General features: G+C 68.7%; 18 protein-coding genes. 6 read left to right on the top strand and 12 right to left on the bottom strand.

Annotated elements, in window-relative coordinates; all coding sequences use genetic code 11:
• The first annotated feature begins 11 nt into the window (after positions 1-11).
• From nusA to infB, 3 genes are read left to right on the top strand one after another with little or no spacing between them, the layout of a single operon-like run.
• On the top strand, positions 12-1,613 hold the full coding sequence (gene nusA, locus RGD00_RS08330) for a transcription termination factor NusA (RefSeq protein WP_310456852.1): 1,602 nt from the start codon (positions 12-14) through the stop codon (positions 1,611-1,613).
• A gap of 21 nt (positions 1,614-1,634) precedes the next feature.
• The gene (locus RGD00_RS08325) at positions 1,635-2,267 is read left to right on the top strand and encodes an RNA-binding protein (protein ID WP_310456851.1); all 633 of its coding nucleotides are present in this window, start codon (positions 1,635-1,637) and stop codon (positions 2,265-2,267) included.
• Entirely contained in the window at positions 2,264-4,819 is a 2,556-nt protein-coding gene (gene infB, locus RGD00_RS08320; RefSeq protein WP_310456850.1) for a translation initiation factor IF-2, read from the top strand. Before RGD00_RS08325 ends, infB begins: the two co-directional genes overlap by 4 nt.
• 69 nt (positions 4,820-4,888) lie before the next feature.
• Here infB and RGD00_RS08315 read toward each other — a convergent pair whose 3' ends face one another.
• The 4 genes from RGD00_RS08315 to rpsO all read right to left on the bottom strand — a co-directional run bounded on the left by RGD00_RS08315 (position 4,889) and on the right by rpsO (position 8,786).
• Positions 4,889-5,011, bottom strand: coding sequence for a hypothetical protein (locus tag RGD00_RS08315; RefSeq protein ID WP_310456849.1), 123 nt, complete (start codon positions 5,009-5,011; stop codon positions 4,889-4,891).
• Between the two features lie 83 nt (positions 5,012-5,094).
• Positions 5,095-5,802 carry a CbiX/SirB N-terminal domain-containing protein gene (locus RGD00_RS08310; RefSeq protein ID WP_310456848.1) on the bottom strand — a complete coding sequence of 236 codons (708 nt, stop codon included), beginning with the start codon at positions 5,800-5,802 and terminating at the stop codon, positions 5,095-5,097.
• A 96-nt stretch (positions 5,803-5,898) separates the two neighbouring features.
• Positions 5,899-8,046 (bottom strand): polyribonucleotide nucleotidyltransferase, encoded by a 2,148-nt coding sequence (gene pnp / locus RGD00_RS08305; RefSeq protein ID WP_310456847.1) that lies wholly within the window; start codon positions 8,044-8,046, stop codon positions 5,899-5,901.
• Positions 8,047-8,516: 470 nt separating this feature from the next.
• The gene (gene rpsO / locus RGD00_RS08300) at positions 8,517-8,786 is read right to left on the bottom strand and encodes a 30S ribosomal protein S15 (protein ID WP_310456846.1); all 270 of its coding nucleotides are present in this window, start codon (positions 8,784-8,786) and stop codon (positions 8,517-8,519) included.
• Between the two features lie 249 nt (positions 8,787-9,035).
• Between rpsO and RGD00_RS08295 the strand changes: the two genes are divergently transcribed.
• A complete protein-coding gene (locus RGD00_RS08295) occupies positions 9,036-10,004 on the top strand; it encodes a calcium-binding protein (protein ID WP_310456845.1) in 969 nt (322 codons plus the stop codon).
• Between the two features lie 58 nt (positions 10,005-10,062).
• Here RGD00_RS08295 and truB read toward each other — a convergent pair whose 3' ends face one another.
• The 3 genes from truB to rbfA all read right to left on the bottom strand — a co-directional run bounded on the left by truB (position 10,063) and on the right by rbfA (position 12,217).
• On the bottom strand, positions 10,063-10,977 hold the full coding sequence (gene truB, locus RGD00_RS08290) for a tRNA pseudouridine(55) synthase TruB (protein ID WP_310456844.1): 915 nt from the start codon (positions 10,975-10,977) through the stop codon (positions 10,063-10,065).
• A 66-nt stretch (positions 10,978-11,043) separates the two neighbouring features.
• Positions 11,044-11,811 carry a phosphodiester glycosidase family protein gene (locus tag RGD00_RS08285; protein ID WP_425603393.1) on the bottom strand — a complete coding sequence of 256 codons (768 nt, stop codon included), beginning with the start codon at positions 11,809-11,811 and terminating at the stop codon, positions 11,044-11,046.
• Positions 11,786-12,217 carry a 30S ribosome-binding factor RbfA gene (rbfA, locus tag RGD00_RS08280; protein WP_310456972.1) on the bottom strand — a complete coding sequence of 144 codons (432 nt, stop codon included), beginning with the start codon at positions 12,215-12,217 and terminating at the stop codon, positions 11,786-11,788. Before rbfA ends, RGD00_RS08285 begins: the two co-directional genes overlap by 26 nt.
• Positions 12,218-12,313: 96 nt before the next feature.
• On the opposite strand from rbfA, the gene dapB reads away from it, so the two are divergent.
• Both dapB and RGD00_RS08270 read left to right on the top strand, forming a co-directional pair.
• Positions 12,314-13,123 (top strand): 4-hydroxy-tetrahydrodipicolinate reductase, encoded by an 810-nt coding sequence (dapB, locus tag RGD00_RS08275; RefSeq protein WP_310456843.1) that lies wholly within the window; start codon positions 12,314-12,316, stop codon positions 13,121-13,123.
• Complete coding sequence (locus RGD00_RS08270) at positions 13,123-13,350, top strand: WGR domain-containing protein (RefSeq protein ID WP_310456842.1); 228 nt, start codon at positions 13,123-13,125, stop codon at positions 13,348-13,350. Before dapB ends, RGD00_RS08270 begins: the two co-directional genes overlap by 1 nt.
• Before the next feature lie 183 nt (positions 13,351-13,533).
• On the opposite strand, the gene RGD00_RS08265 is transcribed toward RGD00_RS08270, so the two are convergent.
• The 5 genes from RGD00_RS08265 to RGD00_RS08245 all read right to left on the bottom strand — a co-directional run bounded on the left by RGD00_RS08265 (position 13,534) and on the right by RGD00_RS08245 (position 19,817).
• Positions 13,534-14,685 (bottom strand): DNA recombination protein RmuC, encoded by a 1,152-nt coding sequence (locus RGD00_RS08265; protein ID WP_310456841.1) that lies wholly within the window; start codon positions 14,683-14,685, stop codon positions 13,534-13,536.
• Entirely contained in the window at positions 14,682-16,514 is a 1,833-nt protein-coding gene (gene mutL, locus RGD00_RS08260; protein ID WP_310456840.1) for a DNA mismatch repair endonuclease MutL, read from the bottom strand. Before mutL ends, RGD00_RS08265 begins: the two co-directional genes overlap by 4 nt.
• A 45-nt stretch (positions 16,515-16,559) precedes the next feature.
• Positions 16,560-17,870: a M16 family metallopeptidase gene (locus RGD00_RS08255; protein ID WP_310456839.1), complete on the bottom strand. Its 1,311-nt coding sequence runs from the start codon at positions 17,868-17,870 to the stop codon at positions 16,560-16,562.
• Positions 17,867-19,192, bottom strand: a complete 1,326-nt coding sequence (locus tag RGD00_RS08250; protein WP_310456838.1) for a M16 family metallopeptidase — start codon at positions 19,190-19,192, stop codon at positions 17,867-17,869. The genes RGD00_RS08255 and RGD00_RS08250 overlap by 4 nt, the downstream gene beginning before the upstream one ends.
• 82 nt (positions 19,193-19,274) lie before the next feature.
• Positions 19,275-19,817, bottom strand: a complete 543-nt coding sequence (locus RGD00_RS08245) for a DUF3035 domain-containing protein (protein WP_310456837.1) — start codon at positions 19,815-19,817, stop codon at positions 19,275-19,277.
• Positions 19,818-19,831 lie beyond the last annotated feature (14 nt).

The raw sequence follows: 19,831 nt of genomic DNA, 5'->3' as shown, positions 1-19,831 counted from the left end.
AGGAGGCCGCGATGGCAATCACCTCTGCCAACCAGCTCGAACTGCTGCAAACCGCCGAGGCGGTGGCGCGGGAAAAGATGATCGACCCCGACCTGGTGATCCAGGCGATGGAGGACAGTCTGGCCCGCGCGGCCAAGTCGCGCTACGGCGCCGACATGGACATCCGGGTCAAGATCGACCGCAAGACCGGCCGCGCCACCTTTGCCCGCGTGCGCACTGTGGTGGAGGATGACGCGGTGGAAAACCACCATGCGCAACTGACGGTGAAGCAGGCGAAATCCTACCTGCCCGATCCCCAGGTGGGCGACGAGGTGGTGGACGAGGTGCCCCCCGTCGATCTGGGCCGCATCGCCGCGCAATCGGCCAAGCAGGTGATCCTGCAAAAGGTGCGCGAGGCCGAACGCGACCGCCAGTACGAGGAATTCAAGGACCGCCAGGGCAGCATCATCAACGGCACCGTCAAGCGCGAGGAATACGGCAACGTCATCGTCGACATCGGCCGGGGCGAAGGCATCCTGCGCCGCAACGACAAGATCGGCCGCGAAAGCTATCGCATCGGCGACCGTATCCGCGCCTTCATCAAGGACGTGCGGCGCGAGGCCCGCGGGCCGCAGGTGTTCCTGTCGCGCACCGCGCCCGAATTCATGGCCGCGCTGTTCAAGATGGAAGTGCCGGAAATCTATGACGGCATCATCGAGATCAAGGCCGTGGCCCGCGATCCCGGCAGCCGCGCCAAGATCGCCGTCATCAGCTATGACAACTCCATCGACCCGGTGGGCGCCTGCGTCGGCATGCGCGGCAGCCGCGTGCAGGCGGTGGTGAACGAGTTGCAGGGTGAAAAGATCGACATCATCCCGTGGAACCAGGATCAGGCGACCTTCCTTGTGAACGCCCTGCAACCGGCAGAGGTGTCCAAGGTCGTCATCGACGAAGAGGCCGGCAAGATCGAGGTCGTGGTCCCCGATGACCAGCTGTCGCAGGCCATCGGCCGGCGCGGGCAGAACGTGCGGCTGGCCAGCCAGCTGACCGGGCTCGACATCGACATCCTGACCGAGGCCGACGAATCCGCCCGCCGGCAGGCCGAATTCGCCGAACGCACCAAGCTGTTCATGGACACGCTCGACGTGGACGAGATGATGGCGCAGCTTCTGGTCGCCGAAGGCTTCACCAACCTCGAAGAGGTCGCCTATGTCGAGATGGACGAACTGCTGTCCATCGACGGGTTCGACGAGGGCACGGCCGAGGAATTGCAGGCCCGCGCCCGCGACTATCTGGAAGAACAGAACCGCAAGGCGCTGGAAAACGCCCGCGCGCTCGGCGTGGACGACAGCCTTGTGACGTTCGAGGGCCTGACGCCCCAGATGCTCGAGGCGCTGGCCAAGGACGGCATCAAGACGCTGGAAGATTTCGCCACCTGCGCCGACTGGGAACTGGCGGGCGGATGGACGACGGTGAACGGCCAGCGCGTCAAGGACGAAGGGCTGCTGGAAAAATTCGACGTGGGCCTCGAAGAGGCGCAGACCATGATCATGACCGCGCGCGTCATGCTCGGCTGGGTGGACCCGACCGAGTTGCAGGACGAGCCGGTCGAAGAAACGGAGGACGAGGCCTGATCGCGGGCCTCGGGTTTTCGCGTGACGCGCGGCGGCCGTGAAAAGAACCGTGACGAACCGGAACGGCGTTGCATCGCCACCGGCGAGGTCAGCCCCAAGGCGGGACTGATCCGTTTCGTCGTCGGGCCGGAAGGGCAGGTGGTGCCCGATCTGCTGGCCCGCCTGCCGGGGCGGGGGATCTATGTCGCCGCCGACCGCGCCGCGCTGGACAAGGCGGTGAAGAAGAACCTGTTCGCCCGCGCCGCCCGGGCGCCGGTGACGCTGCCCGAGGGTCTGGCGGATCTGCTGGACGCGCAACTGGCGCAACGGGTGGTGGATCTGATCAGCCTCGCGCGCAAGGCGGGGGCGGCGGTGGCAGGGATGGAAAAGGTCAAGGACTGGCTGGAAAAGGATCAGGCCGCAGTGCTGATCCAGGCCAGCGACGGGTCGGGGCGCGAAAAGACGCGGCTGCGTCCGCCGCACGGCCCGGACAGTTATATCGGCTGCCTCACGGCACGGGAATTGGGTTTGGCTTTCGGGCGCGAACATGCCATACACGGCGCGCTTGCGGCTGGTGGACTCACAGCGCGTGTTGTAGAGGAAGCGGCAAGGCTTGCGGGGCTCCGCGGGCATGTCGGCGGCGGGACCGCCGGGAAGGATACGAAGAACGCATGAGCGATACTGACGGCAAGAAACCCCTCGGCCTGGGTGGCGGGTCGCGTTCCGGCCAGGTGAAGCAGAGCTTCAGCCACGGCCGGACGAAAAGCGTCGTGGTCGAGACCAAGCGCAAGCGCGTGGTCGTGCCGACGAAACCCGGCGCGGCAGGCGGCTCTGGCTCGGGGTCGTCGACGCATCTGGGTGACCCTTCCAAGCGCCCCGCAGGGATTTCCGACGCCGAGATGGAACGCCGTCTCGCCGCGCTGCGTGCCGCCAAGGCGCGCGAGGCCGAAGAGGCCGCGCAGCGCGCCGAGGACGAACGCCAGCGCGAGGAAGAGCGCCAGCGCCGCCGCGAGGAAATCGAGGCCAAGGAACGCGCCGAGCGCGAGCATGAAGAGGCCCTGCGCCTCAAGGCCGAGGAAGAAGAACGCGCCAAGGCCGAGGCCGAGGAAAAGGCCCGCCGCGAGGCCGACATCGCCCGCCGCGCCGCCAATGCGCCTGCGCGCGTGGCCGCCGCTTCCGGTGCCGCACCTGCGGGGGCAGTCACCCCGGCGGACGAGCCGCGCACCGGCAAACCCGGCGCCGCCGGCCCGACCCCGCGCAAGACCGACCGCGAACGCGAGCGCGAGGAACGCGAGCGCGCCAACCGCGGCAAGGGCGGCGACGACGGCCGCCGTTCCGGCAAGCTGACGCTTTCTGCCGCGCTGGAAGGCGAGGGCGGGCGCACGCGCAGCCTCGCCGCGATGAAGCGCAAGCAGGAAAAGGCCCGCCAGAAGGCGATGGGCTTTGGCCAGAAGCCGGAAAAACAGGTCCGCGACGTCCAGTTGCCCGAAACCATCGTGGTGCAGGAACTGGCCAACCGCATGGCCGAACGTGCCGGCGATGTGGTCAAGGCGCTGATGAAGATGGGCATGATGGTTTCCATGAACCAGTCCATCGACGCCGATACCGCCGAACTGGTGATCGAGGAATTCGGCCACAAGGCCGTGCGCGTGTCGGACGCCGACGTCGAGCAGGTCATCGACACGGTGGAGGACAAGCCCGAGGATCTGCGGTCCCGTCCGCCGATCATCACCATCATGGGCCATGTCGACCACGGCAAGACCAGCCTGCTGGACGCGATCCGCCATGCCAACGTGGTGTCGGGCGAGGCCGGGGGCATCACCCAGCATATCGGCGCCTATCAGGTGACGACCGATTCGGGGGCGGTGCTGACCTTCCTCGACACGCCGGGCCACGCTGCCTTCACCTCCATGCGTGCCCGCGGTGCGCAGGTGACGGATATCGTGGTGCTGGTGGTGGCCGCCGACGACGCGGTGATGCCGCAGACGATCGAGGCGATCAACCACGCCAAGGCCGCCAAGGTGCCGATGATCGTCGCCATCAACAAATGCGACAAGCCCGATGCGAACCCCCAGAAGGTGCGCACCGACCTGCTGCAACACGAGGTGGTCGTCGAGGCCATGTCGGGCGACGTGCAGGATGTCGAGGTTTCGGCCAAGACCGGCAAGGGGCTGGATGCGCTGCTCGAGGCGATCGCGCTTCAGGCCGAGATCCTGGAACTGAAGGCCAACCCGAACCGCCCCGCGCAGGGTGCGGTGATCGAGGCCAAGCTGGACGTGGGCCGCGGCCCCGTGGCGACGGTTCTGGTGCAAAGCGGCACGCTCAAGCGCGGCGACATCTTTGTCGTGGGCGAACAATGGGGCAAGGTCCGTGCGCTGATCAACGACAAGGGCGACCGCGTGGACGATGCCGGCCCCTCGGTTCCGGTCGAGGTGCTGGGTCTGAACGGTACGCCCGAGGCCGGCGACGTGCTGAACGTGGTGGAAACCGAGGCGCAGGCGCGCGAGATCGCCGATTACCGCGAACAGGCGGCGAAGGACAAGCGCGCCGCCGCCGGGGCCGCCACCACGCTGGAACAGCTGATGGCGCGGGCCAAGGCCGACAAGGACGTGTCCGAACTGCCGGTGGTGGTGAAGGCCGACGTGCAGGGTTCGGCCGAGGCGATCACCCAGGCGCTGGACAAGATCGGCAACGAAGAGGTGCGCGTGCGCGTGCTGCATTCGGGCGTCGGCGCGATCACCGAATCGGACGTGGGCCTGGCAGAGGCTTCGGGCGCGCCGGTGATCGGCTTCAACGTGCGGGCCAACGCGCCCGCGCGGGCGGCAGCCAACCAGAAGGGGGTCGAGATCCGCTATTACTCGATCATCTACGACCTGGTGGACGACATCAAGGCGGCTGCCTCGGGCCTGCTCAAGGCCGAGGTGCGCGAGAACTTCATCGGCTATGCCAAGATCCTGGAGGTCTTCAAGGTCTCTGGCGTCGGCAAGGTCGCGGGGTGCCTTGTCACCGAGGGCGTGGCGCGGCGTTCGGCCGGCGTGCGTCTGCTGCGCGACAACGTGGTGATCCACGAAGGCACGCTCAAGACGCTGAAACGCTTCAAGGACGAGGTGAAGGAAGTCCAGTCCGGGCAGGAATGCGGGATGGCCTTCGAGAACTACGACGACGTCCGTCCGAACGATGTCATCGAGATCTTCGAGCGCGAGACGGTCGAGCGCAAGCTGGCCTGACGCCGGAAGCGGATTGGGGAATGACAGGGGCCGCGGGAAACCGCGGCCCTTTTCGTCAGACGCTTTTCGTCAGACGGGTCGGCCGGTGTAGACCGTTCCGCCCACGCAGACCGAGATCCGCCCGTCGGACAGCGCACCCACGAACATCCCCTGTACCGATACGCAGCTGCCCAGAATGATCGTGCGGATCATCGCATCCCCCATGCTTCGACAGGCTGACGCTAACGCATCCGTGATCGCGGCCATAGCGGGGAAATGCGCTTTGTGTTCAGAAATTAGGCAGCATTCGATTCAACCGCCCGGCGCAGGGCGGCGGCGATCAGTCCGGGGATCGCGGGGTCGCTGCCGATTTCCGCCAGCAGGGGCCCGGTGAACCCCGCCTCGGCCAGCGCCTGCGGCACGTCATCGGCCACATGGCCGGCGTGCAGGGCAAAGAACGGCAGGCAGATCGCGGGGGAAAGGCCCGTCGCGGCCTGTGCCAGAAACGGTGTTTCCTCGACGAAACCGGCGGTGATCCGGGCGAATCGCGTCAGCGGGCGCAGTGCGGCCGCCATCGCCCAGGTGCTGTCGGCCGACACCCGCGACACCTTGGATCCATGCGCCGCCAGCAGCAGCGTGGCGGTTTCCGGCGCGATCCCGGCGCGGCCCGCCGCCGCCATCGTCACCTGCGCGATCAGCGCCGGCAGATCGGGATCCACACCAAGCGGGGGCAGTTGCCGCGCCCCCGTGGCCCCCGCCTGCGCTAGGCGGCGGGGCAGATGGGTGCCGGTGAACCAGCCCTCGGCCATGAAGAACGGATAGACGAAAGGCGCGTCCAGCCCCGCCAGCGCCGATTCCAGCGCGCCATCCGCCGCCAGCGTCGCCCCGCGCACCACCCAACCGGGCAGCAGCCCCCCCACCGCCGCCGCCAGCGCCTGCAACACCCGTTCCTGCGACGGCGGGTCGGCGGGGGCGCCATGGGCGACGAGGATGGCAGAGGGCATGGGAAACTCCGGGCTTTCCCCGGTATGGCCTGTGGCGCGCGAAACGAAAAGGCCCCGGCGCAACCGCCGGGGCCTTCTGTCGGTCTGGCCGGGGGATCAGCCCTCGGCGGATTCCTCGGCTTCCTTGCGGGGCACGATTTCCTCGCCGGTGTCCTGATCGACCATTTTCATGCCGAGCCGCACCTTGCCGCGATCGTCGAAGCCCAGAAGCTTGACCTTCACTTCCTGGCCTTCCTTGAGGATCTCGTTCGGGTGGTTCAGGCGCTTGGCCGCGATCTGGCTGACATGGACCAGCCCGTCGCGCTTGCCGAAGAAGTTCACGAAGGCGCCGAAATCGACCAGCTTCACCACCTTGCCGGTGTAAATCTTGCCTTCTTCCGGTTCCGCCACGATCGACCAGATCATGTCGTAGGCCTTCTTGATGGCATCGGCAGAGGCCGAGGCGATCTTGATCACGCCGTCGTCATTGATGTCGACCTTGGCGCCCGACACCTCGACGATTTCACGGATGACCTTGCCGCCCGACCCGATCACTTCGCGGATCTTGTCGGTGGGGATGCTCAGCGTCTCGATCTTGGGGGCGTATTCGCTGAAGCCCTGCGGTGCGGACAGCGCCTTGGACATCTCGTCCAGGATGTGCAGCCGGCCGTCTTTCGCCTGCGCCAGCGCCTGTTCCATGATCTCGGGCGTGATGCCGGCGACCTTGATGTCCATCTGCAGGCTGGTGATGCCGTTCGCGGTGCCGGCGACCTTGAAGTCCATGTCGCCGAGGTGATCCTCGTCGCCCAGGATGTCGGTCAGCACGGCATAGCGGCCGTCCTCTTCGAGGATCAGGCCCATCGCCACGCCGGCCACGGGGGCCTTCAGCGGCACGCCCGCATCCATCATCGACAGCGACCCGCCGCAGACCGAAGCCATCGAGGACGAGCCGTTCGATTCGGTGATCTCGGACACCACGCGCAGGGTGTAGGGGAAATCGGTCGGCGCGGGCAGAACCGCCTGCAGCGCACGCCAGGCCAGTTTCCCGTGCCCGATCTCGCGCCGGCCGGGCGAACCGACGCGGCCCACCTCGCCCACCGAATAGGGGGGGAAGTTGTAGTGCAGCAGGAAGTTCGAACGGCTGTTGCCGTGCAGCGCGTCGATGATCTGCTCGTCCTCGCCGGTGCCGAGCGTGGTGACGACCAGCGCCTGCGTCTCGCCCCGGGTGAAGAGGGCAGAGCCATGCGCGCGCGGCAGGATGCCGGTTTCGCTGACGATCGGGCGCACGGTGCGGGTGTCGCGCCCGTCGATGCGCGCGCCGCCGCCGATGATGTCGCCGCGCAGGATCGCGCTTTCCAGCTTCTTGATCGCGGCGCCCAGGTTCGGGTCGGCCTGATCCTCGTCGGACAGGGCGGCCACGATGGCGGCGCCGGCGGCCTCGATCGCGGCGTAGCGGTCCTGCTTGTCGCGGATCGCGAAGGCGGCGCGCATCTGCGCCTCGCCCGCGGCCTTGACCTTGGCGTAGATGCCCGACAGGTCGGGCGGCGTGAAGTCGAAGGGTTCCTTCGCGCAATCCTCGGCGAAGTCGATGATCAGGTCGATGACCGGCTGCATCGCGGCATGGCCGAACTTCACCGCGCCCAGCATCTCGGCCTCGGACAGCTCGTAGGCCTCCGATTCGACCATCATCACCGCGTCCTTGGTGCCGGCGACGACCAGATCGAGGCGCTGTTCGGGGTTGTTGCGCAGCCCTTGCAGATCATCGACCGAGGGGTTGAGCACATAGCCGCCATTGGCAAAGCCCACGCGCGCGGCGCCGATCGGGCCCATGAAGGGCACGCCCGAAATCGTCAGCGCGGCAGAGGCGGCGATCATCGCCACGATGTCGGGTTCGTTCACGAGGTCATGCGACAGCACGGTGGCCATCACCAGAACCTCGTTGCGGAAGCCCTCGACGAACAGCGGGCGGCAAGGGCGGTCGATCAGGCGCGAGGTCAGCGTCTCTTTTTCGGACGGGCGTGCCTCGCGCTTGAAAAAGCCGCCGGGGATCTTGCCGGCGGCGTAGTATTTTTCCTGGTAATGGACGGTCAGCGGGAAGAAGTCCTGGCCGGGTTTCGCCGTCTTGGCGAAGGTCACGTTGGCCATGACGCTGGTTTCGCCGAGCGTCGCGATGACCGAGCCGTCGGCCTGGCGCGCAACCTTGCCGGTTTCCAGGGTCAGCGTTTCATCGCCCCACTGGATCGACTTTTTCGTGATATTGAACATCGAGCATCCTATCTGGGAGCACTCCCGGCCCTCCGGGTCTCCCGTTCCTATGGCGGCCCCATTGCCGCCGCCCCAATCCTTCGCATGTGCCCGGGGCCAAGGGCGTCACGTCACAGATGCCGGGCGCATACAGGAAAACGGGGGGTTTGGGAAGCGGGATATGGGTTTGGGGGTCAGGCGGGGAGGAAGCCGGGGTGAACCCCGGCCCAAGGATTCCACCGCCCTTTGCCCGGCGTCTGGCCCGGCGGATGGGGCAGCAGCCTCCGGCGGGGATATTTAAGAGACAGAAAGTGAGACCCGGATCCTTGAGGGGAAGAGTGCGCGTGACTTCATCTTGCCGGCAAATACTCCCGCCGGAGGCTGCTGCCCCATCCGTTCGCGGATCGGCGGGGCGGGAGAGTGCCTTCGCCCGCAAACGAAAACGCCCGCGCCTTGGCGGGCGCGGGCGTTTGTGTGAAACCTGTGAGGGTTCAGCGGCGCAGGCCCAGGCGGCCGATCAGTGCGGTATAGCGCGCTTCGTCCTTGGACTTGAGGTAGTCCAGCAGCTTGCGGCGCTGCGCCACGAGCTTGAGCAGGCCGCGACGCGAATGGTTGTCTTTCTTGTGCGACTTGAAATGCTCGGTCAGCGTGGCGATCCGCGACGACAGGATGGCGACCTGGACTTCGGGCGAGCCGGTGTCGCCCTGCTTGGTCGCGTATTCCTTGATGACGCGGGCCTTTTCTTCGACGGTGATCGACATCGGGTCTCCTTTCGGAAGTGGGGCGCAAGCCGGGATGTCGTCCAGCAGGGCCTTGTGGGAGAGATCCGTCCAGACGGGCGGATGGCGGCGTATAGGCAGAATTTTCGGGAAAATAAAGCCCCGAAAGGCCCCGCCTGCGAAGGTGCTGGCGCGCGCGCCCCGTTTCTGCCATAGTGCAGGGGTAAAAGTGAAGCAAGATCAGTATGTTAACCGATATATTGGTTAACGGGGACCTTGCGGGGGTGTGGGATGCTGGGTTTGTTGGGCCTTCTGGGGCTGGTGATGTCGGGGTTCGCGGCCGATGCGGCGCTGGCGCGGCGCGATATGGGCGAGGAGGAGGACGATCCGCCCCCGCCCGAGGTGGAGGAGACGGCGGCGCAGGGCGATCTGCTCGACTGGGGCGACGATCCGGTGATGTCCAGCGACATCCCCCCGGTGCCCGACCCCGACCAATGGCAGGAGGGCGGCGCGGCGGGCGATCTGATCACCGGCGGCGGCGGCAACGATGCCGCCTTCGGCGGCGCGGGGAATGACGGGCTGTCGGGGATGGCGGGCCATGACACGCTGGAAGGCGGGGAGGGCGACGATCAGCTTTACGGCGGCGCGGGCGATGACCTGCTGCGCGGCGGCGATGGCGATGACACGCTGGTGGGCGAGGACGGGGCCGATACGCTGGTGGGCGGCGCGGGCAACGACCGGCTGGCGGGGCACGAGGGCGACGACCTGCTGGCGGGCGGCGATGGCGACGATACGCTGATCGGCGGCGGCGGGGATGACACGCTGGTCGGCGGCGCGGGGGCGGACTGGCTGGCGGGCGGTGCGGGCGACGATGTGGCGATCGGTGGCCCCGGCGACACGCTGGATGGCGGCGATGGCGATGACACGCTGATCGGCGGCGGGGACGGGTTCCTCAACGGCGGCGCGGGGAACGACAGCCTTGTGGGCGCGGGCGGCGATGTGCTGACCGGGGGCGAAGGCGCCGACATCTTCGCGCTGACCGGTGCGGGCGGCGCGTCGGAGGTGATGGATTTCGACATGGCGGAGGACGAGCTGGTCGTGCTCTACGATCCCGCGCAGTTCCCTGAACCCGCGGTCACGCTGCAATGGCTGGCCGACAGCGAGGTGATGGAGCTTTGGCTCGACGGCATGCCGCTGGCGCGGGTGGCGGGGGGTGCGGGGCTGACGCCAGACATGGTGCGGCTGGTGGCGGCGGGGTAGCGCCCGCCGTATCGCGCGACCGCGCCAAAATTTTTCGCCGAAAAATTTTGGCGCCCGGTCAGGCGTCGGGCGCCACGAACACGCGGGTCGGGTGCAACTCGCCCGCCTTGTAGACGCCCACGGCCACCGCCTTGCCTTGGTAGGACGCCCAGGCTTCCTCACCGTAATCCACATCGGCGGCGATCACCATGCCGGGGTTGCCGTTGCGCATCCGCGCCGCGCCCTCTGCCGTGGCGGGCAGTTCGGGCAGGTCGGCCAGCCCCTGTTCCAGCGGGCGCAGATGGCTGTCCAGTTCCGGCGTATGGGCCAGACGGTCCAGATCCTCCATCCCGATCCCTTCGGCGGCGTCGAAGGGGCCCGACCAGACCCGGCGCAGGCGCAGCACATGGCCCTTGCAGCCCAGGACCTCGCCCAGATCCCGGGCGATGGACCGCACGTATCCGCCCTTGCCGCAGACCATTTCCAGTTCGGCATGATCGGCATCGGGGCGGGCCACCAGCGTCAGGCTTTCCACCCACAGGGGCCGGGCGGCCAGATCCAGCGTCTCGCCCCCGCGCGCGAGGTCATAGGCGCGTTCGCCCTCGACCTTCACGGCGGAAAACTGCGGCGGGACCTGCATGATCTCGCCCCGGAACCGTTCCAGCGCGGCCTCGATGTCGGCATCCGTGGGGCGGGCGTCGCTGCTGGCGATCGGTTCGCCCTCGGCATCGTCGGTGGTGGTCTGCTGGCCGAACCGCACGGTGAAGCGATAGCATTTCAGCGCATCGGTGATATAGGGCACGGTCTTGGTCGCCTCGCCCAGGGCCACGGCCAGAACCCCCGTCGCCGCCGGGTCGAGCGTACCGGCATGGCCTGCCTTCTGCGCGCCGAAGGCCCACCGCACCTTGTTGACCACGGCCGTAGAGGTCACGCCCGCAGGCTTGTCCACCACCACCCAGCCCGATACCGCCCGGCCCTTGCGCCTGCGTGCCATGTTCGCCCCCGTCGCCCCGAAAGCCCGCCCGATAACGCCCCGGCGCGAGCCCGTCAACGTGTGCCGTCAGCGCGGGCCGACCAGCCCCACCACCGGCCCCATCGGAAAGCCGCCATCCCGCCGCCCCAGCCCCGGCGCATGCAGGCGGGATATGTTGCCGTCGAAGTAAAGCGCCTCGGGCACGCCCAGACCGTCGCGGAAGAACCGGGCGAACTCGTCGAAATTCACCCGCCCCGCCGATATGGCGAAGAACGCCCGCCGGCCATCGGCGCTGACCCCCACGCCGTTGCGGATATAGCGCGACTCCGACCCGGGGATGAACCGCGGATGCAGCGCGCCCCGATGCACCAGCATCGGCCCGGACTGGCTGGCATGGCGGCAGCCGGGGCGGCGTTCGGCGAAGGCGCGGCTCTCGACGATGGCGAAACGCCCCTCGCCGATGCAGAACACCCCGTTGGGCAGCATGCCGAAGTTCCCCGGCCCGGCAGAGGTGACGATGGGCGCCCGTTCGGCCCCGTCCTCGATGTACAGCCCCACCGGACGGCGGTCGGAATGATACATGCCCGCGTTCATGGCAAAGACCAGCCGCTGGCCCACGGGTTCCAGCGCGGCGTCGATCCGCTGGAAGGTGCCATAGGGCCGCCCGTCGGGCGCGGTCAGGAACAGCCGCAGATCCTGCCCCGCCTCGGCCTCGCACAGCGCATAGTCCTGCCCCTCATGGGTCACGACGCGGCAGGGGCCGCCCGCCTCGGGCGTCTGGCCCATGACCAGCGGCGCGGCCATCAGCCCCGCCAGCAGCGGCAGAAACCTAAGCCTGGTCCAGCGGATCGGCATCGTCGTCGTCGCGCGCGGCCACGTCGCGCCGCACCGTTTCATCCGCGAACAGCCGGCGCGCATCGTCCAGCCGGTCGAAGGTCTCGTCGATGGCGAACCGCAGTTCCGGCGCGAATTTCAGCGCCATGCCGCGCGCCACCAGATGCCGCAGCTCGCCCCGGTTGCGGCGCAGGGCAAGCAGCGCGCCGTCCCGGTCGCCGCCGCCAAGCGGCAGCACATAGGCCGTGGCGACCTTGAGGTCGGGCGACACCCGCACCTCGCCCACGGTGATCGAATGGCGGTTCAGGTCGGGGTCGTGGACCTCGGCGCGGTTGAGCACATCCGACAGCTTGCGCCGGATCAGTTCGCCCACGCGAAGCTGGCGCTGAGTGGGGCCGGAGCCCTGGGGGAAGCGTTTGCCTGACATGCCCTGCATCTAGGCCTTTTCCGCCCGCCCCGCAACGGCGGGCTTTGCCTTGCCCGCCGAAGGGGCTACACGGTTGCGTAAACGAAGGAGACTTCCATGACCGATCTGCCGGGCATCGTCATCACCGGGGCCTCGGGCCGCATGGGCCGGATGCTGATCCAGACCGTGCTGGCATCGGGCAAGGCGCGGCTGGCGGGCTGCGTGGAACGGCCCGGCCACGCCTGGATCGGCCGCGATGTGGGCGAGGCGATGGGCGGCGCCCCGGCGGGCGTCAGCGTCACCGACGACCCGCTGGCGGCCTTCGCGCGGGCGCAGGCGGTGATCGACTTCACCGCCCCCGCCGCCACGGTGGAATTCGCGGCCCTCGCCGCGCAGGCCCGTGCCGTGCATGTCATCGGCACCACGGGGATGGAGCCGGAGCATCTGGCGAAAATCAAGGCCGCCGCCCGCCATGCGGTGATCGTCCGCGCCGGCAACATGTCGCTTGGCGTCAACCTGCTGGTGCAGCTGACGAAAAAGGTGGCCGCCGCGCTGGATGCCGACTGGGATGTCGAGGTGGTCGAGGCGCATCACCGCATGAAGGTGGATGCGCCCTCGGGCACCGCGCTGATGCTGGGGCAGGCCGCGGCAGAGGGGCGGGGGGTCGCGCTGGACGCGGTGGCCGACCGCGGCCGCGACGGCATCACCGGCGCGCGCAGCCGCGGCCATATCGGCTTTTCCGCCATCCGGGGCGGCGACATCGTGGGCGAACATGACGTGATCTTCGCCGCCGATGGCGAGCGGGTGATCCTGCGCCACATCGCCACCGACCGCGCCATCTTTGCCCGCGGCGCATTGCGCGCGGCCCTGTGGGGGCAGAGGCAGAAGCCCGGCGAATACGACATGATCGACGTCCTGGGGCTTTGATGTTCAGCATCCTCCTTCAGCGCGAGGATCGCCGGTACTACCGCATCGAACTGGCCGACAACATCTTCGGCGAATACACGCTGCTGCGCGAATGGGGCGTGGCCCGCCCCGGCACGGCGCCCCGGCCCCGCATCGCGTGGTTTTCCAACCTGCGCGACGCCTGCCTCGCCGCCGACCGCGCGCTGGCCCGCCAGCAGCGGCGCGGGTATCGGCCGTTGCAGATGTAGGGCGCGCTGCGGCGTCGAGGGCGCGCCGGGGCGCTGCCCCGGACCCCGGGATATTTAGGGACAGAAAATGAAGAGGGTCGGGCCTTGAGCACCCCCCTTCACTTTCTGTCCATAAATATCCCCGCCGGAGGCTCCCGCATTCTCCACCGGGCCAAAGGCCGGGCGAAGGGTGCAAACGCCCGCTCAGCCCCGCGGCAGGCCGGTGGGCGGCAGGGCGTCGGGGGCCAGTTCCTCGAAATCGAAGGCGTCCAGACGCCGGGCGCGGCGTTGCGCCTTGTCGGCGGAGATGCGGATTTCCTCGACGTCGCGCGCCGCCTGGCCGAAATGGCGGCCGAGGTTTTCCACCCTTGTGCCCAACCGTTCCACATCGGCATGCAGCAGCGACAGTTCGCGGCGGATCGCGCCGGCCTGTTCGCGCATCCTTGCGTCCTTCAACACCGCGCGCATCGTGTTCAGCACCGCCATGCAGGTCGTGGGCGACACGATCCAGACCTTGAGCGCAAAGCCCTCGCGCACCAGATCGGCGAAATTCGCGTGCAGTTCGGCATAGACCGCCTCCGACGGCAGGAACATCAACGCGCCATCGGCGGTTTCGCCTTCGAGGATATAGCGTTCGGCAATCGCCCGCAGATGCGCGCGCACCGCGGTGCGGAAGGCGCGGGCGGCCTCTGTCTGCGCCTGCGCGGTGGTGGCGTTGCGCAGCGCCTCATAGGCTTCCAGCGGGAACTTGCTGTCCACCGCGATGGGCCCCGGGGGTTTGGGCAGGTGGATCAGGCAATCCGCCCGCCGACCGTTCGACAGCGTGGCCTGCATCGTATAGCTGTCGGGCGGCAGGGCCTTTTGCACGATGTCGTGCAACTGGATCTCGCCGAAGGCGCCGCGCGTCTGCTTGTTCGACAGGATGTCCTGTAGCGACAGCACGTCGCCCGACAGTTTCTCGATCTTGGCCTGCGCGCGGTCGATGGTTTCCAGCCGCTGCTGCAATTCGCCAAGCGACCGCGCGGTGCGGGTGGCGGAACCGTGCAGGGTTTCGCCCATGCGCGCGCTGACCTCTGCCAGCCGGTTTTCCATCAGTTGCAGCATGGCGTGCTGGCTTTGCGTCTGCGCCTCGGACACGTGGGCGAGCCCGCCGGCCAGCCTTTCCTGCCCGTCCGACAGCGCCTCGACCCGGCGCGCGATCCAGTCCATGTCGCGCAGCACCGGGTTCATGGCGCGGGCCGACCGGCCGACCGCGCGCAGCACCAGAACCAGCAGGATCGCCAGCACCAGCGCCGCCAGCGCGCCCCAGACCACCGGATCATCCAGCGCGAATGTCTTGCCGCCGAGGGTGATCATGTGCGCCCGAAGAGCCGCTCGATGTCGCTCAGCCGCAGTTCGACATAGGTGGGGCGGCCGTGGTTGCACTGGCCGGACAGGGGCGTCAATTCCATTTCCCGCAAGAGCGCGTTCATCTCCTCCACCCGCATCTGGCGGCCGGAGCGGATGGAGCCGTGGCAGGCCATGCGGCTGAGAATGGCGTCGATCTTGGCGCGCAGCAGGGTGCTGGCGCCCTGATCGGCCAGTTCGTCCAGAATGTCGCGCAGCATCGCGCCCGCGTCGATGGGGCCGAGGATCGCGGGGGTTTCGCGCACCGCGACGGCGCCGCCGCCGAAGGGCTCGATGGTCAGGCCGAGGGTGGCAAGGTCGTCCGCGATCTCCAGCAGGCGGGCGGCGTCACTGGGGGAAAGCTCGACAATATCGGGGATCAGCAGCGCCTGCGCGGCGATGCCGGTGCCTTCGGCCTGCCGTTTCAGCCGTTCATAGACCAGCCGTTCATGCGCGGCGTGCTGGTCGACGATGACGACGCCGGTTTCGGTCTGCGCGATGATGTAGTTTTCATGCACCTGCGCCCGCGCGGCCCCGAGGGGGCGGGCGGTGTCGGCGGCTTCGGCCTCGACCACGCGGGCAGAGGCTTCGGCGAAACCGGGGGCGAGTTCGGGCGCCGGGGCCTGCCATGCCGCCGCCTGCCGCAGCACGGGGGCGGAGGGGCGGTCCATCTGGTAGACGTGCGGTGCAGCGGGTTCCGGGCGCATCGCGCCGAGGGTCAGGCCCGCGACGGTGGTCGATGCGCGGTGCCCGGCCTCTGCCAGCGCATGGCGCAGGGCGGATACCACCAGCCCGCGCGCCACGCCCGCCTCGCGGAACCGGACCTCGGATTTCGCGGGATGTACGTTCACGTCCACCCGTTCTGCATCGCAGGAAAGATAGAGCGCCGCCGCCGGATAGCGGTCGCGCGCCAGCACATCGGCATAGGCCGCCCGCAGTGCGCCGATCAGCAGGCGGTCCTGCACCGGGCGGCCGTTGACGAACAGGTATTGCGCCACCGACGACCCGCGCGAATAGGTTGGCAGGGCGGCATAGCCGGTCAGGCGGATGCCTTCGCGTTCGGCGTCGATGGGGATGGCGTTGTCGGCGAAATCATTGCCGATCACGCGCGCCAGCCGCCCGCGCAGCGCGTCGAACAGATCGCCCGGTTCCGGGTCCACGCGGAAAACCACCCGCCCCTCGCCCCCGCCCGACACATCGCGCAGGGTAAAGCCAACGCCGGGTTCGGCCATCGCCAGACGGCGCATCGTGTCGGCGATGGCCTGCGATTCGGCGCGGTCGGTGCGCAGGAATTTCAGCCGCGCGGGCGTGGCGTAAAAGAGATCGCGCAGTTCCACCACCGTGCCGCGGGTCAGCGCCGCCGGGGCCACAGCCCCCATGCGCCCGCCCGCAACCGTGACCGTCGCCGCCCCCTCGCCCCCCGTGCGCGAGGTCAGGGTCAGGCGGCCCACGGCGCCAAGGCTCGGCAGCGCCTCGCCGCGAAAGCCGAAGGTGTGGATGTTCAACAGATCCGACCCGTCGATTTTCGAGGTCGCATGCCGCGACAGCGCCAGCGGCAGGTCGCCCGGCGCCATGCCGCAGCCGTCGTCGGTGACGCGGATCAGGGTCTTGCCGCCATCGGCGTAATCCACCACCACCCGCCGCGCGCCGGCATCCAGCGCGTTTTCCACCAGTTCCTTCACCGCGGATGCGGGACGTTCCACCACCTCGCCCGCCGCGATGCGGTTGATGGCGGATTCGTCCAGCTGCCGGATGACCGGGCGGTGGGTCGGGCTGATGTTGGGGGCGCTGGCGTTCATGCCACCATCCCTAGCATGTGCGTGCAGATTCGGCCACCGGGATCGTCAGTCCTGCGGCAGCCCCTCGGGCGCGCCCACCACCACGAAGCGCAGGTTGTCGGGGCGGAACAGCCGCCGGGCGGCGCGGTTCACATCCTCCAGCGTCACGGCCTCGACCATGGCGTTGCGGGCGGCGGGGTAGTCGATGGGATAGCCCAGCAACTGCAACCCCACGAGGATCCGCGCGATGGGCGCGTTGCCGTCGAACCGCAGGGGGTAGGATCCGGTCAGGTAGGTCTTGGTCGCCTCCAGCTCCTCTGCCGTCACGCCCTCTTCGGCGATCCGGTCCCATTCGGCGCGGACGACCTCGATGGCTGCGCCTGCGGTCGCGTTGGCGGTGGACAGTTGCCCCATCGCCAGATCGGCGCTGGCGAGGGTATAGAGATAGCTGCCCACGCCATAGGTCAGCCCGCGCCTGTCGCGCACCTCGCGCATCAGGCGGGCGGAAAAGCGGCCGCCGCCGAGGATTTCATTGGCGACATAGGCCGGGATGAAATCGGGGTCGTGGCGGGGGATGCCCTCGTGGCCGAAGATGATGACGGATTGGGGGCCGAGAAATTCCTGCACGGTGATGCCGCGCGTCAGGTCCACCGTGGCGGGGCCGGGCAGGGGGGCGCCGGTTTCGGGCAGGCCGGACAGCAGGTCGTCCAGCAGCCTGCCCAGTTCCTCGGGCCCGATGTCGCCCACGGCGGCGACATGCACCCGGTCGCGCGCCAGTGCGCCGCGATGGGCGGCGGCGATGTCGTCGCGGGTAAGGGCGGGCACGGTTTCCAGCGTGCCGTCCAGCGGCAGGGCATAGGGATGGGCGCCGAAGGCCAGCGCGTCGAAGGCGCGCGAGGCTAGGGTGCCGGGGTCCTTTTCCGCCGACCGCAGGCTCGACAGCACCTGACCGCGCACCCGTTCCACCGCATCGGCATCGAACCGCGGTTCGGTCAGCGCGGACCGCAACAGGGTGACGGCATCGGCACGCGATTCGGTCAGGAACCGGGCGGAAACGGCGACCGCATCGGTGCCGGCGGAAAAGCGGAAATCGGCTGCCAGCGCGTCGCGCGCCTCGGCGAAGCCGCGCGCATCCAGATCGCCCGCGCCTTCCTCCAGCAGCCCGGCCATCAGGTTCACTGCCCCGGCCTTTTCGGGCGTATCGAGGCTGCCGCCGCCCCGGAACCGCAGTTCCAGCGCGACAAAGGGGATGTCATGCGATTCGACCAGCCAGGCGGTGATGCCGCCGGGGGATTTCACCTCGGTGATCGGGATTTCCGCCTGCACCGGCAGGGACCAGATCGTGGCGGCAGCGACAAGGGCGAGAAAGCGGTTCATGGCGTCACCTCGCGCATCAGATGGCCGGTCACGGCGCGGCGGCGGTCGAAGACGTCTTTTGCCGCCTCCATCACCGCGTCGGGGGTGACGGATTGCAGGACACCGCGCCAGGCGCGTTCATCCGCCACCGTCAGGCCAGAGGCCAGCGCCGCGCCATAGCGGCGGGCGACGGACTGGGTGTTGTCGCGGGCATAGACCTCCGCCGCCTCAAGCTGCGCCATGATCCGCTCGAACGCCGCGCGATCCACGCCATCGGCCAGGAACTGCGCCAGAACGGCATCCATCGCGGCCTCTGCTTCTTCCAGCGTGGTGCCCTCTGCCGGGACGACGCCGAGGCCGAACAACGTGTCATCCACCGCGACGGCATCGTACCAGGCGAAGGTATGGGTCGCGGTCTGCTTGTCGAATTGCAGCGCCCGGCCCAGCACGGATGTCGCCGGCGAGCCGCCCAGAAGTTCGGCCAGCACCACCAGCGCCGCGGCGCGGTCCTGTGTGCCGGTCTTGCGCGCGGGGGCAAGATAGGTGCGCATCACATAGGGCTGGCCCACGCGCGGGTCGGCGAACATCACCCGGCGTTCGGCCAGTTGCGGGGGTTCCGCCCGGCGGATGCGCGGCGGCAGGTCGGGGTTCGCCGGGATCGGGCCGTAGTGCGTTTCGGCCAGCGCGCGCACCTCGTCGGGCACCACGTCGCCCGCCACCACCAGCACGGCATTGTTGGGCGCGTAATGCGCGCGGTAGAACGTCAGCGCGTCCTCGGGGCCGAGCGCCGCGATTTCATGCCGCCAGCCGATGATCGGCGTGCCGTAGGGGTGGTTGAGGTACTGCGCCGCCTGCCGCTGTTCGTTGAACAACGCGCCCGGGTCGCTGTCCGTCCGCTGTGTGCGTTCTTCCAGGATCACGTTGCGTTCGGTCAGCACGTCGGATTCGGCCAGCCGCAGGTTCACCATGCGGTCGGCCTCCATCTCCATCATCAGGGAAAGCCTGTCGGCCGCCACCCGCTGGAAATAGGCGGTGTAGTCGGTGCTGGTGAAGGCGTTGTCGTTGCCGCCCTGTGCCTCTACTGCCGCGGAAAAGGCGCCGGGGCCGATCTTTTCGGTGCCCTTGAACATCAGATGTTCAAGGAAATGCGCGATGCCCGATTTGCCCGCGGGTTCGTCGGCGGAACCGGTGCGGTACCACAGCATCTGCACCACCACCGGGGCGCGGTGATCCTCGATCACCACGACCTCGAGGCCGTTGGGCAGGGTGAAATCCGTCACCGGCTGCGCATGCAGCGGCAGGGCGGGCAACAGCAGGGCAAGGCAGAGGGCGATCAGGCGCATGGAGGCTCCGGTTAGGCCGGGGGTGCCCGGGCAGCCTAACCGGCGCGCGCGGCGCCGCAAGCCGGGCATACGCGGTTGTGACCTAGCGCGACAGTTCGGGCCATTGCTTGGGATCGGGAGGCGAGGCCGGGGTGCGCCGGCCGGCGGCGCGCCAGCGTTCCAGTTCGCGTTGCTGTTCCACGGTCTGGTCGGAATAGGCCTTGTTGTAGACATCGGTGCCCAACAGGCGTTCCAGCAGCTTGGGCCGGTTGCGGTCGCGGATCGCATAATCCTCGCGCGCCAGATCCTCGCGGATGGTGGGCGAGACGCCATGCGCCGAGGCCGCGGCGACCAGCGCGCCGTCATTGCCGCCCGCGCCGGGCTTGCCGCCAAGCGCCACCATTGCATCGGCCATCGGGTCGCGGTCGGTCAGGTTGCCGCCGCCGGGGGTGGGTTCGGGCAGGGCGGTGAAATCCGGGGGCATTTGCAGCGGCTTGGGCGGCAGGATGGCAAATTCGTCCGGCCCGCCGGTGGCGGACCGCAGGTTGCGCAGCACCGGCGCGTCGCCGCGCCCGCCGCCACAGGCCGACAGCGCCAGAATCAGGATCAGCGCCGCGCCGCCGATCATGCCCTTTCCCGCCTGCATCCGAGACTCCTTGC

Source organism: Ruixingdingia sedimenti (assembly GCF_031432425.1).
GTDB lineage: Bacteria > Pseudomonadota > Alphaproteobacteria > Rhodobacterales > Rhodobacteraceae > Ruixingdingia > Ruixingdingia sedimenti.
Note: the sequence above shows the minus strand (reverse complement) of the source record. Positions and strands in the feature narration are given on the sequence as shown.

What these genes read in the sequence shown, in the direction of transcription:
- RGD00_RS08310 (WP_310456848.1), bottom strand. Translation starts at nt 5,802, where the DNA reads ATGCCCTCTGCCATCCTCGTCGCCCATGGCGCCCCCGCCGACCCGCCG.
- RGD00_RS08255 (WP_310456839.1), bottom strand. Translation starts at nt 17,870, where the DNA reads ATGAACCGCTTTCTCGCCCTTGTCGCTGCCGCCACGATCTGGTCCCTG.
- rpsO (WP_310456846.1), bottom strand. Translation starts at nt 8,786, where the DNA reads ATGTCGATCACCGTCGAAGAAAAGGCCCGCGTCATCAAGGAATACGCG.
- RGD00_RS08270 (WP_310456842.1), top strand. Translation starts at nt 13,123, where the DNA reads ATGTTCAGCATCCTCCTTCAGCGCGAGGATCGCCGGTACTACCGCATC.
- nusA (WP_310456852.1), top strand. Translation starts at nt 12, where the DNA reads ATGGCAATCACCTCTGCCAACCAGCTCGAACTGCTGCAAACCGCCGAG.
- pnp (WP_310456847.1), bottom strand. Translation starts at nt 8,046, where the DNA reads ATGTTCAATATCACGAAAAAGTCGATCCAGTGGGGCGATGAAACGCTG.
- rbfA (WP_310456972.1), bottom strand. Translation starts at nt 12,217, where the DNA reads ATGTCAGGCAAACGCTTCCCCCAGGGCTCCGGCCCCACTCAGCGCCAG.
- infB (WP_310456850.1), top strand. Translation starts at nt 2,264, where the DNA reads ATGAGCGATACTGACGGCAAGAAACCCCTCGGCCTGGGTGGCGGGTCG.
- RGD00_RS08295 (WP_310456845.1), top strand. Translation starts at nt 9,036, where the DNA reads ATGCTGGGTTTGTTGGGCCTTCTGGGGCTGGTGATGTCGGGGTTCGCG.
- dapB (WP_310456843.1), top strand. Translation starts at nt 12,314, where the DNA reads ATGACCGATCTGCCGGGCATCGTCATCACCGGGGCCTCGGGCCGCATG.
- RGD00_RS08245 (WP_310456837.1), bottom strand. Translation starts at nt 19,817, where the DNA reads ATGCAGGCGGGAAAGGGCATGATCGGCGGCGCGGCGCTGATCCTGATT.
- RGD00_RS08285 (WP_425603393.1), bottom strand. Translation starts at nt 11,811, where the DNA reads ATGCCGATCCGCTGGACCAGGCTTAGGTTTCTGCCGCTGCTGGCGGGG.
- truB (WP_310456844.1), bottom strand. Translation starts at nt 10,977, where the DNA reads ATGGCACGCAGGCGCAAGGGCCGGGCGGTATCGGGCTGGGTGGTGGTG.
- RGD00_RS08315 (WP_310456849.1), bottom strand. Translation starts at nt 5,011, where the DNA reads ATGATCCGCACGATCATTCTGGGCAGCTGCGTATCGGTACAGGGGATG.
- RGD00_RS08265 (WP_310456841.1), bottom strand. Translation starts at nt 14,685, where the DNA reads ATGATCACCCTCGGCGGCAAGACATTCGCGCTGGATGATCCGGTGGTC.
- RGD00_RS08250 (WP_310456838.1), bottom strand. Translation starts at nt 19,192, where the DNA reads ATGCGCCTGATCGCCCTCTGCCTTGCCCTGCTGTTGCCCGCCCTGCCG.
- mutL (WP_310456840.1), bottom strand. Translation starts at nt 16,514, where the DNA reads ATGAACGCCAGCGCCCCCAACATCAGCCCGACCCACCGCCCGGTCATC.